The following is a 15,949-nucleotide window of genomic DNA, read 5'->3' on the forward strand; positions in this document are numbered from 1 at the left end:
GTCGCGGCGCTGTTGCAGCCGGGCGCGCCGCTCCGCGGGGAGCGGGTCCGGACCGTTCAGCGCGCCGTTGCTGGTGCCCCGCTCCAGGGCAAGCTCGCCGGCGGCCACGACCATCCGGCCGGCCGCCTCGTTGACGCGCCGGTACGCCGAAGCGGCCTCGGCGCCGCGCAGGGAGTCGATGGCGGTGTCGCCCGCGGTGAACAGACCAAGGAGAGCGAGGCCCCCGACAATCACCGGCAGAACGGCCTTGATGGATACGGTTCGCATGGGGTTCGCCTCGAAAAAGGACAGCACTCGCCGAGTCAACGGCAGGCCCGGACGCCTTTCCTTGACCTTTGTCAAAGAGCATTCAAATGGCGGGAGGAGCCCGGCATCCGGTCGGACATCCTGTTTCCGTTCCGGATATTGCCGGCCTGCTTTTGAGAAATTACTTCGGATTGTCGAGACCGGAAACCGGGCAAGCGGCTGCAAAGTTGCCAAGGCTCCGCCCCGCGCTGTGCTACAGTGCCGCCGGAAGGAGCCATCATGCCGTCTGAACGCCCGTCGCCCGAAGCCTCTCAGCCCAGCCAGGACACCCCCGAGCCCCTTTTGAAGCTGGGAGACGGGCCGCGCCCCGCCGCCATGCCCGACAGCCTCGCCGCGGAGGTTGCGGGCTGGCGCTTCGTCCTGTGGAACCCGGCGGCGGCCAGCTTCTATTCCAGGCCCGGAACACCGTGGCAGGCGCCGCCGGAGGGGTGCCTGCGGGCCAGCGACCGCTGGAACCTGGACGGCGCCTTCGCCACCGACCGGCCCGTCGAAAACGGCGCCCAATGGGCCGTCGCGCGGTTCGAGGGCGGCGTGTGGCGCGTCGAATCCTGTGTTCCGGCGGCGCCCCGCCCGGCGGTGCGCGACCTGCTGCGCCTGCGGGTGGAGCGGCTGACCGCCGCCCGCCGCTGGACCCACGGCGACCTGGAGCTTTTGCAGAGCCTGCTGGACGGCGGGACGCTGGCGGAATCCGCCCTGCTGGCCGGCGACGAGGGGCGGGCCCGCTCGCTGCGGTCGCTGAAGGCGCTGCATCTGGCCAGCGCCGCCTCCGGCGCCGATCCCGAGCTTCCCGACGAGGCGAAGGCGGCGCTGGCCGATGGGGCGGAGGCCGTCGTCTGGCTCGGCGCCGACGCGCGGGAGATCGCCGACGGCATCCTGTCCTGGCACACCAAGAAACAGGCGCGCACCGCCGCGCGGCTGAGCCGGGGGGCCGAAGCGAAACGGCGCGGCGACGACATGAAGGACGCGCTGACCAAGGCGGTGCAGCGGGCCTTCCCGCGCATTCCCAGGGAAGCCGCCGCCGCCGCCGCCGCCCGGCTGGCGCCCGGCGTGCAGAAGCTGGGCCGCATGCCCGCGCTCCAGCCCATCGTGGACGCGGTGGCGGAGGTGCGGCTGGAGCGTTGGCGGCAGGCCGTGGCGTCGGAGCCGGAGGTGGCCAAGCGGCTGCAGGCCATGGAGATGCGCGGCGATCCGAACCGCGCGCTCAAGCGCTACCGCGACCAGCGCGCGGTGGAACGGGCGGAGGCCGAGTTGAAGGAATGGCGCGGCGACCTCGGCCCGGTCCTGTCCCGCCGCCTGGGATGGTGACGGCGGGGCGGCGTCAGGCCGCGCCGGGGAACCACTCGGTGTGGCTGTCGCCGCTGCGGCCGTAATAGACGGCCCGCCGCCCGGTGATGCTGACCGTCCAGCCGACGCAGCCGGCGCGCAGCACCTGTTCGCAGAAGCCACGGTAGCGGATCGCTCCGGCCTGGATGGCGCGGACGGCGGATTCGACACCCTTGGCTGTGAAGTCCATGGCCGGCGGAAGGGCGGCGGGGTTGGTTTCCACCCGCTCCGTCGCGCCGTCCGGGAGGTAGTAGGTCGTCTCCCCCCGCACGAGATCGGTGTGGTAGCGCTCCACCCCTGCCGCGGCCAGCGCCGCGACAACCTCGGGGAAGCTGATGCGCTCCTCCCCGGAGGCCCGGCTGCATTCGTGGAGGACGGCTGTGATCCTGGCGTCCATGGTTCTCTCCCTGCGGTGCGTGAGAAAGAGGCGGCTATTCGACGGGGACGGAGCGCAGGCCCATCCGGCGCACGATCTCCTTCAGCGCCTCCTCGATCCGTGCCCGGTCGGCGGTGTCCAGGTGGCCGAAGAACTCGGCGTCGTTGCGGTCCGCCAGGGCCGACAACTCTGGTACCAGCGCCCGTCCCTCCGGGGTGAGCGCCAGCGTCTGGCAACGGCGGTCGTCGGGGGCGGCGGTCTGGATGAGCAACCCCTTGCCGGCCAACCGGTCGGCCAGTTTCGAAATGGCCCCCCGCGTCATGCCGAGCCGGTCGGCCAGCAGGCTGGGCGCCACGCCGTCCCGGTCATAGAGGCCGCGCAGCATGACCCATTCGGCGACGGTCACCCCCCGCCCCGTCAGCTTCACGGCGAAGGCGTGGGACACATGATTCGACACGAAGCGCAGCCAATAGCCGAGATGCGCGTCGAGCGGGCTGACGTCCGGTGGAACCAACGTTTCCTCCCCTGTGTTTCCTAGGAAACTATCATCATTTGGTTTCCTAGTCAACTTCTCATCGGCACGACGGAATCCCCGGCGCCCAAGGCCACCGGCGCGCCGTCCGTCGTGGTGGCGCTTGAACGTCGTAAAAAATCGAACGCGGTTCGGATAAAGGGAAATGACCGCTCTGTTTGTTTCGTGAAATGGTTTATGTCCGCTGCGAAACAACCTATAGGGTAACGATTCCTTGACCTGACGGAACATGGTGGTATTGTTCCGTTGTATCGGGGGATGTCTTCCCAAACGATCCGCCGGAGCACAACCAGGAAGCTGCCCATTCCCCGGTACCGCAATGCAGGGATGGCCGCCGCTCTCCGCCCTTCCGCTCTGCCGAGGCAGCCCATGAACCGTCCGACGCCGTTCCGCCCCTTCGCGATCTTATGGCTTGCCCTCCTGCTCGGCGTCACGGCGGCGGCCCCCGCCCGCGCGGATGAGGTCTACCGGGTGGTGACCTGGAAGATGGCGCCCTACACGATGGTGGACGATCAGGGCAAATTGACCGGCTTCGAGGTGGAGATCGCCCGCGCCCTGTGCGACACGATGGGCATCCGCTGCGAGATCACCGCCCTGCAATTTCCGGAAGTCCTGGACCTGCTGGACCGCAACGCCGCCGATTTCGCGGTCGCCAGCATCCTGAAGACGCCGGAGCGGATGAAGAAATACCTCTTCACCGACCGTCACAAGCGGTCCAGTTCCAGCTACATCGGGCGGGCCGGCGAATGGACGCTGGGCGTGGCCCCGGATCTGGCCGGGAAGCGCGTTTCCGTCACCCGCGGATCGAAACAGTACGACTATCTGACCGCAAAGAAATTCGGCTGCACGGTCGTGATCTACGACGATCAGGCGGAGGCGTTGCGCGCCGTTCTGGACCGGCGGGTCGATCTGGCGCTGGCGCCGACCGCCGTCACCGTCCACCTGCTGACGAGCGCCGAGGGCGAGGCGTTGGAGGTGGTCGGCGACCCGCTCACCGAAAGCGGGCTGGGCGGCGAGTCCGCCATCGCCCTGCCCCTGGGGCGGGAGGAACTGCGCGACCGGGTCAACATGGCCCTGCGCGCCATCCTGGCCGACGGGCGCTACGACGCCATCAGCTCCCGCTTCCTGCCCTTCCGGATGTACTGAGGCGCCGATGGGTTTCCGCACGCGCTTTTCCACCGCACGCGCCATTCTGCTTTCGGCGATCCTGCTGGCCGGTCCCGCGGCGGTCGGACCGGCCCGGGCGGAGGCGCCGCCGCCGGCCGCTAGGCCGCACCTGCGCATCGTGGTCATCGACCATTCCCCCCCCTTCAGCGACCGTAACGCCGAAGGAGCTCTGGTCGGCTTCAACGTCGATTTCGGGCGGGAGCTGTGCCGGTCGCTGCAGGCGGTGTGCAGCTTCGACGCGGCGCCGTTCAAGCAGATCATCGACGACGTCGCCGCGGGCCGCTTCGACATCGGCTTCGGCAACGTGCTGCGCACGCCGGACCGGGAGCAGCGGCTTCTGTTCTCCGTTCCCTACTGGCGGTCCAGCACGAGCCTGGTGGGGCGGCGGGGCACGCCCGAAATGACCCTGGAGGAAGCGGTCCGCGACCGGTCGATCGCGACCATCCGCGGTTCGCGGCAGCACGAGGCGCTGATCCGTCTGGCGAAGGCCGATCCGAAGCTGGAGGCCAATCTGGTGCCCGTCACCACGCTGGAGGATTTGTGGGGCGCCATGCGCAGCGGGCAGAGCGACATGGCCATCGGCCCGACGCTGAACGTCGTTCATTTCCTGCTGTCCGACGCGGGGGACGGCTTCGAGACCATCGGCACGCCGATGTCCGAGAACGGGCTGGGCGGGACCGTGCACATCGTCTTCCCGCCCGGCCAGCACGAGTTGAAGGCATCGGTGGACCGGGCCCTGGCGGCCCTGCGCAGCGACGGCACCTATCAGCGGATCAACCGCGGCTACTTCCCCTTCGACATCTACTGAACCGGAACCGGCCATGGCGTCCGCCCGCGACCGCAGGCATTCCCGCGTACGGCTGCAGCCGGCGATCCTCATCAGCGGCGCGATCCTGCTCGCGCTGATCGGCCTGCTGTTCCTCGGCATCGTCGCGGAACAGGGCAAGATGGAGCGGCTGGCCGCCGACAGCCAGGACCGGATGGTGCCGCTGATCCTGGAACGCCAGCGCGCCGTGGTGAATCTGGAGCGGCTGAAGCAATCGGGCACCGTGGTGATCGTCACCGACGACGCCCGCCGCCGCCGCGAGGCGCTTCTGGCCGCCCAGGCGCTGGCCTTCCACCCGACCTTCCAGTTCGACCCCACCCTGAAGCGGCAGGTGACGGACGCCTACGCCGTCATCCGCCAGGTTTCCGCGGCGAAGGCCGCCGCCCAGAATGCCGAGGAGGAGCGCCTCGCCGAGAAATGGGCGCAGACGCTGGTCGAACTGAACGCGGTCGGCGACCGGCTGCTGGTCGACGTGACCGAGCTGACCGCCGGACGGCTGGGCCAGATCCAGGAGCGCACCCGTCTGGTGTCGCAGGTGATCCAGTTCGCCTTCATCGCGGTGCTGGCGATCTTCATCGCCGCGGGCCTGCTGATCCGCCGCCATGTGGTGCGGCCCCTGCTGTCCGCCGCCGACGGCCTGCGCCGCATCGGCGAGGGCGAACGCGACATCCGGCTCCCCGGTGCCCGCACGCAGGAGCTGGACAGCATCCTGGACGCCGTCGTCCAACTGGGGACACAGACGGAGGAGCTGCGCCTGACCCGCGACCGGGCGGAGGCGGCGTCCCTGGCCAAGGCCAGCTTCCTCGCCAACATGAGCCACGAGATCCGCACCCCGATGAACGCGGTGATCGGCCTGTCGCATCTGGCGCTGAAGACCGACCTGACGCCACGCCAGCGCGACTACGTTCTCAAGATCAGCCAGTCCGGCCAGCATCTGCTCGGAATCATCAACGACATCCTTGATTTCTCCAAGATCGAGGCCGGCAAGCTGAGCGTGGAGCGCACCGGCTTCCATCTCGACAAGGTGCTGGGCACGCTGGCCGACCTGATCGCGGAAAAGGCCGCGGCCAAGGGGCTGGAGCTGATCTTCGACGTCGCCCAGAACGTGCCCAGCGACCTGATCGGCGATCCGCTGCGCATCGGGCAGATCCTGGTCAACTACGCCAACAACGCGGTCAAGTTCACCGAACGCGGCGAAATCGCCATCATCGTCCGGCTGGAAGAGGAGTCCGGGGACAATCTGCTGGTCCGCTTCGAGGTGCGCGACACCGGCATCGGCCTGAACGCGGAACAGAAAAGCCAGCTTTTCCAGAGCTTCCAGCAGGCCGACGCCTCCACCACCCGCAAGTACGGGGGCACCGGCCTGGGGCTGGCCATCTCCAAGCGGCTGGCCGAGCTGATGGGCGGCGCGGTCGGGGTGGAGAGCGCGCCGGGCCGGGGGTCCTGCTTCTGGTTCACCGTGCGGCTGGGCCGCGACAAGCCGCGCCGCGTGCTGCTGCCGCGGCCCGACCTGCGCGGCCTGCGCTGCCTGGTGGTGGACGACAACGAGAACGCCCGCGTCGTGCTGACCGACATGCTGGCGGCCATGTCCTTCACCCCCGAGGCGGTGGCCTCCGGCCCCGCCGCCATCGAGGCGGCGCGGATCGCGGCGCGCGAGGGCCGGCCCTTCCGCGTCGTTCTGCTGGACTGGCAGATGCCGGGCATGGATGGGCTGGAGACCTCCGCCGGCATCGCCGCGCTGGAGCTGGCCCAGACCCCGCACCACATCATGGTCACCTCCTATGGCCGGGAGGAGGTGCTGAGAGGCGCCGAGGGAACGGCCATCGAGGAGGTTCTGTTCAAGCCGGTCAACCCCTCCGCCCTGTTCGACGGCATCATGCGGGTTCTGGGCGCCGACGACGAGCTGCCGGACACCACCCCGGTACAGTCAGCCCCCACCGCGGATCTGTCGCACCTGCGCGGCGCCCGCATCCTGCTGGCCGAGGACAACGACCTGAACCAGCAGGTGGCCTGCGAGTTGCTGGGCGACGCCGGGCTGGTGGTGGAGGTCGCGGAGAACGGCGCCATCGCGGTGGAGATGGTGCAGGCCGCCCATTACGACCTCGTGCTGATGGACATGCAGATGCCGGTGATGGACGGCATCGCCGCGACCCTGGAAATCCGCCGGCTGGGCCTCGCCGGCCTGCCCATCGTCGCGATGACCGCCAACGCCATGCAGACCGACCGGGACCGCTGCCTGGAAGCGGGCATGAACGACTATCTGGCCAAGCCCATCGACCCCGACGCGCTGTGGGCCACGCTGCTGGCCTGGGTGAAGCCCCGTGCCGGGCTCGGTGCCGAGGCGCCTGCCTTCCTCCCCACGGCGGCCGCGGCTACGGCGGAGGATGCGGGCGACCTGCCTTCCGGCGTTCCGGGACTGGACATCGCGGCGGGGCTGTCGCGGGTGCTCGGCAAGAAGCGCCTCTACCTCGACCTGCTGCGCAAGTTCACCGCCGGGCAGCGGGGTGTGGCCGCCGTCATCCGCGCGGCGCTGGACGAGGGCGATCTCGCCGCGGCGGAGCGCCACGCCCACACGCTGAAGGGCACCGCCGGCAACATCGGCGCCCACCCCGTCCAGGACGCCGCCGAACATCTGGAGGCGGCCATCCGCGAAGCCCGCCCACGCCCGGACATCGACGCGCTGCTGGCCGGGCTGGAACCGCCGCTGGGCGCCCTGCTCGCCCATCTGGAGGCGGCACTGGCCCCCGCAAGCGACACCCCGACCGCCGGCGCCGCGCCCGTCGCGGTGGATGCCGACGCCCTGCTCGCCGTCTGCGGCCAGCTCCGCCGGCTTCTGCTGGACAGCGACCCCGACGCGGAGGAGGTGATGACCGCCAACACAGGCCTTCTGCAAGCCGCCTTCCCCGACCAATTCGAGGCCATCGCCGGCCAGATCCGCAATTTCGACTTCGACGAGGCGGCGGCCGCGCTGGACGCCGCGCTGGACGCACGCGGCGCGACCGCCGCAGCCTGAGAAGACGCCCCCCGCCGGTTCTCCCTGATCGGAAAGCTTCCATGGACAACGCATCCCCCGCATCGAAGGCCACCCCACCGAAGGGCACGGTCCTGATCGTGGACGACACGCCGGACAATCTGAAGCTGCTCAGCGGCCTGCTGAAGGAAAGCTACAAGGTGAAGGTCGCCAACAACGGGCGGAAAGCGCTGGAGATCGCCGCCGCCGCACCGGTGCCGGATCTGATCCTGCTGGACGTGGTGATGCCGGAGATGGACGGCTACGAAGTCTGCGCCGCCCTGAAAGGTGCGCCGGAAACCCGGGACATCCCGGTCATCTTCCTGACGGGCCGGGCCGAGGAGTCCGACCGGGAGCGCGGTTTCGCCATGGGGGCGGTGGATTACATCGCCAAGCCGGTCGATCCGCCGGCGGTTCTGCAACGGGTCGCCGCCCGGATGCCCGCCCTTCCCGCCTGACGCCGGGCGGTGGAGGCCACCGTCAGGCCGGCACCTCGGCCACGCTGGACACGCGCCGCGGCATGCGGACGATGAAGGTGGCGCCGCCACCGGGCGGGCTTTCCACCTCGATGGTGCCCAGGAGCACCTGGCTGACGAGGTTGAAGGCGACGTAGAGTCCCAGCCCCGGGAACTCGATGCCCCGGCGGGTGGTGAAGAAGGGATCGAACAGCTTGGGCAGATGGTCCGGGTCGATTCCCTTGCCGTCGTCGGACAGGCGCAGTTCCACCCATTCCTCCTCCCGCAGAGAGACGGACAGGGTGACGCGCCCGTTCTGGCCGGGCCGGAAGGCGTGGGCCGCGGCGTTGCGGATCAGGATGGACAGCACCTCCGACAGCGGGCCGGGATGGCTGTCGATGGTCAGGCCGGCGGGGCAGGAGACGGTGAAGCTGTGCCCGGCCTCCCGCAGATGCGGGTCCAGCCCGAACAGCGCGTCGGACAGGTAGTCCTTCAGGTCGAACACCCGCCGTTCCGATCCGGCGCGGTCCACCACCACCTGCTTGAAGCTCTGGATCAGGTTGGCGGTGCGCACGATGTTGGTGGTGACCAGCAGCGCCCCTTCCCGTGCGTTCTCCAGGAAGCGGGCGAGATCGGACTTGCGGATCGCCCCGTTCTGGAACTGCGAGGCCAGCGACTCGATCAACCCCGAGAGGTGGGAGACGGCGGTCAGGGCCACGCCGATGGGGGTGTTGATCTCGTGCGCGACGCCGGAGACGAGCAGGCCCAGCGCGGCCATCTTCTCCGTCTGGATCAGGTGCTGCTGCGTCTCCTCCAGCCGGTTGTGGGCGGCGCGCACCTCCTCCACGGTCGCCCGCAGCGAATCGGCGGTGGCCTTCAGCGACAGGTGGTTCTTCACCCGTGCCAGCACGATGGGGGGGCTGATCGGCTTGCTGATGTAATCGACGGCCCCCAGGTCCAGGCCGAACTTCTCGTCCTCCACTGAGGTGCGCGCGGTCAGGAAGATCACCGGGACGTCGCAGGTCCGCGGATCGGCCTTCAGACGGCGGCACACCTCATAGCCGTCCATGTTCGGCATCATGACGTCGAGCAGGATCAGGTCCGGCGGATGGTCGGAAAAGGCGATGCGAAGCGCGGCGTCGCCGTTGTTCACGGTCTTGACCGCATAAATGGACTTCAGGTGGCTGCTCAGCAGCGACAGGTTGTCGGCGGTGTCATCCACGATGAGAATCGTCGCCTTCGTCGGTGCTCCCATATCCGCCCCTTCCTCTTGCGGCGAAAAGGGACGATCCGGCACTCCCCCGCTCGGGGCCGCCGGCCAGCACCGGCATCCCATCGGTCTCCAGAAACACCCACATCCGCCAGTTGGGACCTTAGCGCGCGATCTTTGCCCATAAAAGACAATTTATCGGTGCTGTCCGGTTGTTTTTTTCTCCTGTATGCGCATCTGACGCTGGACAGAACAACCCGACCCTGACGCCCGTCCCAAAAGCTGCCGGACGCGGTGCCCCAGCGGCGGAACCGGCGGCGGTCCGGGGGCGTTTCCGTGTCCGCAGACGGCGGGCGGCGCGCGAAAAAGTGGTAGCCCGCCCCCACCCGTCAAACTGTCACAGACCGCCCGTATAGTGCGTCCAACTTTGGAAATGCCCCGTGAATCCAACCATGCCGACGCCGACACACGCCCGTATGACCCAGCCCCGCCCGACCCTGCCCACGCCCAGGCTCCATTGCGCCTGCTGCGGGCGTCCCTTCGTCCGCTCCTCCTCCCGCGGACCGGTCCCGCTCTACTGCTCGGCGGATTGCCGGACGCAAATGCGCATCCGCCAGCGGGTGTGGTCGAACCGGCCCGGCTACGCCGCCGGCAACACGGCCATCCGCCCGGAACCGCGGTTCGGGACGGCGCACGCATCATGATGAAGCTGGTGATTCACGACCGGCATTCCGCCGCCGGGCTGGTGCTGCCCGGTCTCGGCCATATGCGCGACGTCGTGCGCGCCCTGCGCGGGCTGGAGACGGTGGACAGCGCGTCGGTGCTTCTGGAAGCCTTCGCGCAGCGCTGCCTGGCGGCCGGCGTGGCCTTCGATTCGACGGACCCGCTGACCGCCTGCTCCTTCTGCACCCGTCTGGTGGAGGTGGAGGTCCATGCGGAGGACGGGGCCGCCCCGGTCCAGTTCGTCCGGCTTTACGACCGCGACGCCGACGGCATCCTCTGCCGCCGCCATCACGGCACCCTGCACGCCGTGGCCCGGCAGTTGCGGTGCGAGGACGGCCTGCCCTTCCCCGCCCTGCCGGCCATCGCCGCGGCCACGGTCACGGCGCACCCGCTGCGCCCGCTCTGACAAAGCGGACGCAGCCGGAAAGGCTTGTTACGGCATGAACTGGCCGCCGTTCACGTCCAGCACCTGACCGGTGATGTAGCCGCTGCAGGCGTGCGAGGCGAAGAACAGGAAGGTCGGGGCGCATTCCTCCGGACGGCCGAAGCGGCCCATCGGGAAGCCAGCGCCGATGCGGGTCTTGGTGTCCTCGTCCTTGTCGGCGTGGAAGGCGGTGTCGAAGGTGCCCGGCGACACCGTGTTGAAGCGGATGCCGTCCTTGGTGTGGAAGGCCACCCAGTTCTTCTGGATGTTGTGCAGCCACGCCTTCGCCGCACCGTACAGGCCCGCCCCCGGGCCGCCGCCGGTGTAGCCGGCGACCGAGCCGACCAGGATCACCGAGGAGGTGGTGCCGTTCTGCGCCGCCGCGGCCTTCAGGTGCGGCAGGGCGTGCTTGGTGACCATCAGGGCGGAGCGGGCGTTCAGGTCGGTCACCGCGTCGAAGAAGTCGTCGTCGATCTCCGGCAGCGGCTTGCGCCCGACCAGACCGCCCGCGTTGTTGATGAGCACGTCGATGCCGCCGAAACGCTCCACGAAAGCCTCGACGAGCGTGCCGCACTCGGCGCTGTTCGACACATCCGCGGGCAGGAAGACGACCTCGCCGCCCAGCCCGTTCAGGCGGGCCAGCGTGGCCTCCAGGTCCGCCGGGGTGCGGCGCCCGTTCATGGCGACCTTGGCGCCGGCCCGCGCGAACGCCTCCACCGCCGCAAGGCCGATGCCCTGCGTGGAGCCGGTGATGAGAACGCGCTTGCCCTTCAGATCGTCAAACATTCCTTGCCTCTCGTGTCTTTGCATCGTGTTGGCCCGACTCAGGCGGTCAGGCGGGGTTCGGGGAGGCCCTGGGCGCCGGGGTCGAACATCAGGACGCGCCCGCCATGCGGGTCTTCGGCCAGATCCGCCGGCCCGCGGCAGAGCGAGGTGACCAGCATCGTCCGCAGGTCCGGCCCGCCGAAGGCGCACATGGTCGGCTTGCGCATCGGCACTTCGATCCGGCGGTCCAGATCGCCGCGCGGGGTGAAGCGCTTGATGCAGCCCTCGTCCAGGCAGCAGATCCAGTAGCAGCCGTCCGCGTCCACCGCCGCGCCGTCGGGACGCCCGATCATCGCGCGCATGTCGATGAAGGGGCGGCGGTCGCGTGCGGTGCCGGTGTCCGGGTCATAATCCCAGGCCCAGACCATCCGAACGTCGCGGTGGCTGTCGGAGGCGTAGAAGACGCGCCCGTCCGGGCTGAAGGCGGAGCCGTTGGGGATGACGTAGCCGCCGGTCCCGGTCTCCGTCAGTCCCTCCGCGCGGGTGAAGCGGTGCCACAGGCCGGAGGCGTCGCCCTTGCCGATGTCCATGACCATGCTGGACAGCCAGAACCGCCCCTGCCGGTCGCAGCGCCCGTCGTTGAAGCGCATGCCCTCCTTGGGGAAGCGGTGGGTGGCGAGCGCGGTGACCACCGCCTTTCCGCCCTCACCCGGAAGGTCCACGTCGAAGACGCCGGTTTCGCAGGCGCAAACCACGCCGCCGTCCGGACGGAGGACGAGGCAGCCGATCATCTCCGGCAGGGTCCAGCGGCGGTGAACGCCGCTGGCGGGGTCGAGCCGGTGGACGGTCCGCGCCGGGATGTCGATCCAGGTCCACAGGCCCAGTTCGGCATCCCACACCGGATTCTCGCCGGTGCCGTTGCGCAGCTCCGGGTCGATGACGGCCTCCAGACCGATCCGGGTCACCGCGGTCATTTCGAGCCCTCCGCCGCGGACGAGGCGACGGTCGGTCCATTCACCGTCGGCCCGCCGCTCCGGCTGCTCCACAGGCGGCGCAGCAGCGGAAGCATCAGCGTCAGGATCGCCACGGTCAGCAGCGCCGCGGTGATCGGACGGGTGTAGAGGAAATCATAGCTGCCGTTGGACAGCGACAGCGCGCGGCGGAAGTTCGCCTCGGCCATCGGCCCCATGATGAGGGCGAGCACGACGGGCGAGGCCGGGAAGTCCCACTTCTGCATGAAATAGCCGGCGACGCCGGCGGCCAGCATGATCCAGATGTCGAACATGCTGTTGTTGATGGCGTAGGTGCCGACGATGCACAGCGCCAGGATCGTCGGGGTCAGCACCGACTTGGGCATCTGCAGGATGCGGCCCATGAAGCGCAGCGAGCCGAGGCCCACCACCAGCATCATGACGTAGCAGACCAGCATGCCGGCAAACAGCGTGAAGACCAGATCGGCGTGGTCCTTGAACAGCAGCGGACCGGGCTGGAGACCCTGGAGGGTCAGGGCGCCCAGCATCACCGCGGTCACCGCGTCGCCGGGGATGCCCAGCGTCAGCATGGTCAGCAGCGCGCCGCCGGTGCAGCCGTTGGCGCCGGATTCGCAGGCGGCGACCGCGCCCAGTTCGCCCTTGCCGTAATTCTCCGGCGTCTTGCTGAAGCGCTTGGCCTCGTTGTAGGCGACGAAGGCGGCGATGTCGGCACCGGCGCCGGGAATGATGCCGATGACGATGCCCAGGCCCGACGAACGCGCGATGTTGCCCAACTGGCGGCGGAAGACGTGCCAGGGCGGGATGATGCGGTCCAGCGCCGCGGCCATGCCCGCGCGGACCTGCGGGTCCTCCAGCGACTTGAAGGCTTCGGCGGCGGCGAACAGGCCGATCATCACCGGGATGAAGGGCACGTTGAACAGTTCGGTGTAGCCGCCCGTGTAGCGCGGGAAGCCGGCCATCGGATCGAGCCCGACGGTCGCCAGCAGCAGGCCGAGGAAGCCGGCGATCAGGCCCTTGATGACCGACACGCCGGAAATGCTGGCGATGATCGACAGGCCGAAGACGGCCAGCGCGAAGGACTCCGACGCGCTGAACTCCAGCGCGAAGCGGGCCAGCACCGGGGCCAGGAAGATCAGCACGAACACGCTGGCCGTGCCGCCCAGGAAGGACGAGAAGGTGGCGGTGCCCAGGGCGATGCCGGCCTGCCCCTTCTTGGTCAGCTCGAACCCGTCGATGGCGGTGGCCGCGGCGGCGGGGGTGCCGGGGATCTTCAGCAGGATGGCGGTGACCGAACCGCCGTAGATGCCGCCGAAGAAGACGCCGGAGATCATCAGCAGGCCGGACAGCGGGTCCATGCCGAAGGTGAAGGGCAGCAGGATGGCCACGCCCATCGTCGCCGTCAGGCCGGGCAGCGCGCCGATGATGATGCCCAGCGTCACGCCGAACAGGGCCAGCAGCAGCGCCATGGGCTGGTTGAACAGCGCCTGCGCGCCGTGAAGAAGCATGTCGAGTTCGTACATCTCACCCCTCCGTCAGCGGAGTGTTGCAACCGGTCGGATCGGTCCGTGTCATTCGAACAGGCTCCCGACCGGCAGCGGGACGCTGAGCGCGTAGGCGAAGGCGGCGTAGATGAGAGCGGTCAACACGGCGGCGATGACGGCGTTCGCGATCACGTTGCGCCGCCCCATCAGCCACATCAGGCCGAACAGATACACGGGCGTCGCGACAGCGTAGCCGACGAATTCCATGGCGTAGAGACAGGCCGCGGTCGCAACGATGCCGATGGCGACGGTGCCGTAGCTGGCCCGCGGCCCGGCTTGCGCCGGATCGTCCGGCGGAGCGGCGGGCGCCCGCAGCGTGTTGACGATCAGGATCGCGCACAGCACCAGCAGGGCCACGGCGAAGATGATGGGGAAGCGGGCGGGACCGACGTCGGTTTCCAGCATGGTCGGCGGGAAGTCCCCCGCGGCGACGATGGCGGCCACCGCGACCGCCATGACCAGAACGGCGATGATCAGCGTGGCGAGGCGGTCCTGCGGGCGCAGGCCGGACTTGCCGCCCGGGGCGGGAGCGTGACTCATGATTGGATCTCCTTCGGACGCCCGGCGACCCGAAGGCCGCCGGGGACACGCCGAGGATGCGGCTCAGGTGAAATGGTTTACTTGGCGAGGCCGATCTGCTTCATCAGCGCCTTGAACATCTCGGCGTCCTTCTCCATCGCGACCTTGTAGTCCGGGCCGTCGAGATAGGCGTAGCTGAGGTTCATCTTGTTGAGCTGGTCGCGGAAGCCCTGCTCCTCGACCGCCTTCTTGGACGCGGCGCGCAGCGTGTTGACGACGTTCTCCGGGGTCTTCTTCGGAACGACGATGCCGCGCCAGGTGGCGACCGTCACGTCGATGCCCTTCTCCTTCAGCGTCGGAGCGTCCGGGAACGCCTTCGAGCGCTGGTCGTCCATCACCGCGAGGATGCGCAGGGTGCCGGCGGCGACGTGGCTGGACACCTCCGCCGGGCTGACGCTGACGGCCTCGATGTGGTTGCCGAGCAGGGCGGTGACCGCCGGGTTGGCGCCGTCATAGGGAACGTGGTTGAACTTCAGCCCGGTCTTGGAGGCCAGGGCTTCGGCGGCGAGGTGCCAGATGGCGCCGGTGCCGGAGTTGCCGATGCGGGCCTTGCCCGGATTCTCCTTGGCGTAGGCCAGGAACTCCTCGATGGTCTTCCAGGGCGCGCTGGCGTTGACCGTGATGGCGCTCGGCTCCGCGTTCAGGCGGGCGATCGGGGTGAAGTCCGCAACCGTGAAGCGGGCGACGCCCAGGTTCGGCAGGGTCGTGATCTCCACGGTGCCCATGCCGATCTTGTAGCCGTCCGGACGGGCGGCCATGATCTCCGACAGGCCGACGGCACCGCCGCCGCCGGTCTTGTTCACCACGCCCACCGACTGCGGCAGGTGGCGGTTCACGGCGTCCGCATAGGCGCGGGCCACCAGATCGGTGCCGCCGCCGGCGGCATACGGGACGATCAGCTCGATCGACTTGGCCGGGTACTCGGCGGCCTGCGCGGCCATCATCATGGTGGCGGAGGTCAGCACGCCGACGACGGCGCCGGTGACGAAACGATAGCTCTTCATGAGCGTTCTCCCTGGGTCTTTGCTTGTGGTGGACAGGAGGTGGGGGGAAAGACGAGGACCGCGGTCAGCGCGGGTTGAGGCGCCGCCATGCGGCGACGAAGGCGTCCGCCCGCTCGCCGACCTCGGCGGCGGACAGGCCCGGCGCATAGAGCGCCGAACCCAGCCCGAAGCCGGCGACGCCGGCCTCCAGGAACGGCGCCATGGTGTCCGGGGCGATGCCGCCCACGGGCAACAGGCGGCTGCCGGGGGGCAGCACGGCGCGCATCGCCTTGACGACGCGCGGGCCGATCAGCTCCGCCGGGAAGATCTTCAGGGCGTCGGCCCCGGCTGACAGCGCTGCGAACGCTTCCGTCGGAGTGGCGATTCCGGGCAGGCTGACCATCCCCGCGGCCTTGGCGGCGCGGATCACCGCGGTGTCGGCGTGCGGCATGACGACCAGATCGGCGCCGATCTCCTTCAGCCGCGCCACCTGCTCCACCGCCAGGACCGTGCCGGCGCCGACCAGCGCGTCCCGCGGCAGCAGGCGGCGGATGGCGGCGATGCTGTCGAACGGATCGGGCGAGTTCAGCGGCACCTCGATCAGGCGGAAGCCCCGGTCGTAGAGGGTCTGCGCGACGTCCTCCGCCTCCGCGGGCTTCAGGCCGCGCAGGATGGCGACCAGCGGCAGGGCGGAAAAGGCGGCGTCGAAGCGGGCGTTCAGGGTATCGTCGGACATG

At 69.4% G+C, this 15,949-nt stretch carries 17 protein-coding genes; 7 read left to right on the forward strand and 10 right to left on the reverse strand.

The genetic code is table 11. The annotated features are described in order from the left end of the window. Positions 1-267 (reverse strand): hypothetical protein (locus QSG27_RS00005; RefSeq protein ID WP_306703046.1); only part of this gene is annotated, 267 nt, incomplete at its 3' end. Between the two features lie 258 nt (positions 268-525). On the opposite strand from QSG27_RS00005, the gene QSG27_RS00010 reads away from it, so the two are divergent. Continuing rightward, positions 526-1,611, forward strand: coding sequence for a hypothetical protein (locus QSG27_RS00010; protein ID WP_306703047.1), 1,086 nt, complete (start codon positions 526-528; stop codon positions 1,609-1,611). Between the two features lie 13 nt (positions 1,612-1,624). Here QSG27_RS00010 and QSG27_RS00015 read toward each other — a convergent pair whose 3' ends face one another. Together QSG27_RS00015 and QSG27_RS00020 are read right to left on the reverse strand one after the other, a co-directional pair. Further along, positions 1,625-2,026 (reverse strand): DUF1398 domain-containing protein, encoded by a 402-nt coding sequence (locus QSG27_RS00015; protein ID WP_306703048.1) that lies wholly within the window; start codon positions 2,024-2,026, stop codon positions 1,625-1,627. Positions 2,027-2,060: 34 nt separating this feature from the next. Continuing rightward, the gene (locus QSG27_RS00020) at positions 2,061-2,519 is read right to left on the reverse strand and encodes a MarR family winged helix-turn-helix transcriptional regulator (RefSeq protein ID WP_306703049.1); all 459 of its coding nucleotides are present in this window, start codon (positions 2,517-2,519) and stop codon (positions 2,061-2,063) included. A 387-nt stretch (positions 2,520-2,906) separates the two neighbouring features. Between QSG27_RS00020 and QSG27_RS00025 the strand changes: the two genes are divergently transcribed. Genes QSG27_RS00025 through QSG27_RS00040 form a run of 4 tightly spaced genes read left to right on the forward strand, consistent with a single transcriptional unit; the run spans position 2,907 to position 7,998 of the window. Then, positions 2,907-3,683 (forward strand): substrate-binding periplasmic protein, encoded by a 777-nt coding sequence (locus QSG27_RS00025; protein ID WP_306703050.1) that lies wholly within the window; start codon positions 2,907-2,909, stop codon positions 3,681-3,683. Between the two features lie 7 nt (positions 3,684-3,690). After that, a complete protein-coding gene (locus QSG27_RS00030) occupies positions 3,691-4,512 on the forward strand; it encodes a substrate-binding periplasmic protein (protein ID WP_306703051.1) in 822 nt (273 codons plus the stop codon). A 13-nt stretch (positions 4,513-4,525) separates the two neighbouring features. Further along, positions 4,526-7,543, forward strand: a complete 3,018-nt coding sequence (locus tag QSG27_RS00035; RefSeq protein ID WP_306703052.1) for a response regulator — start codon at positions 4,526-4,528, stop codon at positions 7,541-7,543. A 41-nt stretch (positions 7,544-7,584) separates the two neighbouring features. Then, the gene (locus QSG27_RS00040; protein ID WP_306703053.1) at positions 7,585-7,998 is read left to right on the forward strand and encodes a response regulator; all 414 of its coding nucleotides are present in this window, start codon (positions 7,585-7,587) and stop codon (positions 7,996-7,998) included. Positions 7,999-8,020: 22 nt separating this feature from the next. Here the strand turns inward: QSG27_RS00040 and QSG27_RS00045 are convergent, their stop codons facing one another. Continuing rightward, positions 8,021-9,250, reverse strand: a complete 1,230-nt coding sequence (locus QSG27_RS00045; protein ID WP_306703054.1) for a sensor histidine kinase — start codon at positions 9,248-9,250, stop codon at positions 8,021-8,023. A gap of 407 nt (positions 9,251-9,657) precedes the next feature. Between QSG27_RS00045 and QSG27_RS00050 the strand changes: the two genes are divergently transcribed. Both QSG27_RS00050 and QSG27_RS00055 read left to right on the forward strand, forming a co-directional pair. Next, positions 9,658-9,909 carry a hypothetical protein gene (locus tag QSG27_RS00050; protein ID WP_306703055.1) on the forward strand — a complete coding sequence of 84 codons (252 nt, stop codon included), beginning with the start codon at positions 9,658-9,660 and terminating at the stop codon, positions 9,907-9,909. Continuing rightward, on the forward strand, positions 9,906-10,334 hold the full coding sequence (locus tag QSG27_RS00055; RefSeq protein ID WP_306703056.1) for a hypothetical protein: 429 nt from the start codon (positions 9,906-9,908) through the stop codon (positions 10,332-10,334). Before QSG27_RS00050 ends, QSG27_RS00055 begins: the two co-directional genes overlap by 4 nt. Before the next feature lie 27 nt (positions 10,335-10,361). Here the strand turns inward: QSG27_RS00055 and QSG27_RS00060 are convergent, their stop codons facing one another. The 6 genes from QSG27_RS00060 to QSG27_RS00085 all read right to left on the reverse strand — a co-directional run bounded on the left by QSG27_RS00060 (position 10,362) and on the right by QSG27_RS00085 (position 15,948). After that, positions 10,362-11,138, reverse strand: coding sequence for an SDR family NAD(P)-dependent oxidoreductase (locus QSG27_RS00060; protein WP_306703057.1), 777 nt, complete (start codon positions 11,136-11,138; stop codon positions 10,362-10,364). A 38-nt stretch (positions 11,139-11,176) separates the two neighbouring features. Further along, the gene (locus QSG27_RS00065; protein WP_306703058.1) at positions 11,177-12,091 is read right to left on the reverse strand and encodes an SMP-30/gluconolactonase/LRE family protein; all 915 of its coding nucleotides are present in this window, start codon (positions 12,089-12,091) and stop codon (positions 11,177-11,179) included. Continuing rightward, positions 12,088-13,629: a tripartite tricarboxylate transporter permease gene (locus QSG27_RS00070; RefSeq protein WP_306703059.1), complete on the reverse strand. Its 1,542-nt coding sequence runs from the start codon at positions 13,627-13,629 to the stop codon at positions 12,088-12,090. The genes QSG27_RS00065 and QSG27_RS00070 overlap by 4 nt, the downstream gene beginning before the upstream one ends. A gap of 48 nt (positions 13,630-13,677) precedes the next feature. Further along, positions 13,678-14,190: a tripartite tricarboxylate transporter TctB family protein gene (locus QSG27_RS00075; RefSeq protein ID WP_306703060.1), complete on the reverse strand. Its 513-nt coding sequence runs from the start codon at positions 14,188-14,190 to the stop codon at positions 13,678-13,680. 77 nt (positions 14,191-14,267) lie between these two features. Further along, on the reverse strand, positions 14,268-15,233 hold the full coding sequence (locus QSG27_RS00080; protein ID WP_306703061.1) for a tripartite tricarboxylate transporter substrate binding protein: 966 nt from the start codon (positions 15,231-15,233) through the stop codon (positions 14,268-14,270). Positions 15,234-15,297: 64 nt separating this feature from the next. Next, entirely contained in the window at positions 15,298-15,948 is a 651-nt protein-coding gene (locus tag QSG27_RS00085; protein WP_306703062.1) for a 2-dehydro-3-deoxy-6-phosphogalactonate aldolase, read from the reverse strand. Between the last annotated feature and the right edge of the window lies 1 nt (position 15,949).

This window comes from Azospirillum isscasi, from assembly GCF_030849505.1.
Classification (GTDB): domain Bacteria; phylum Pseudomonadota; class Alphaproteobacteria; order Azospirillales; family Azospirillaceae; genus Azospirillum; species Azospirillum isscasi.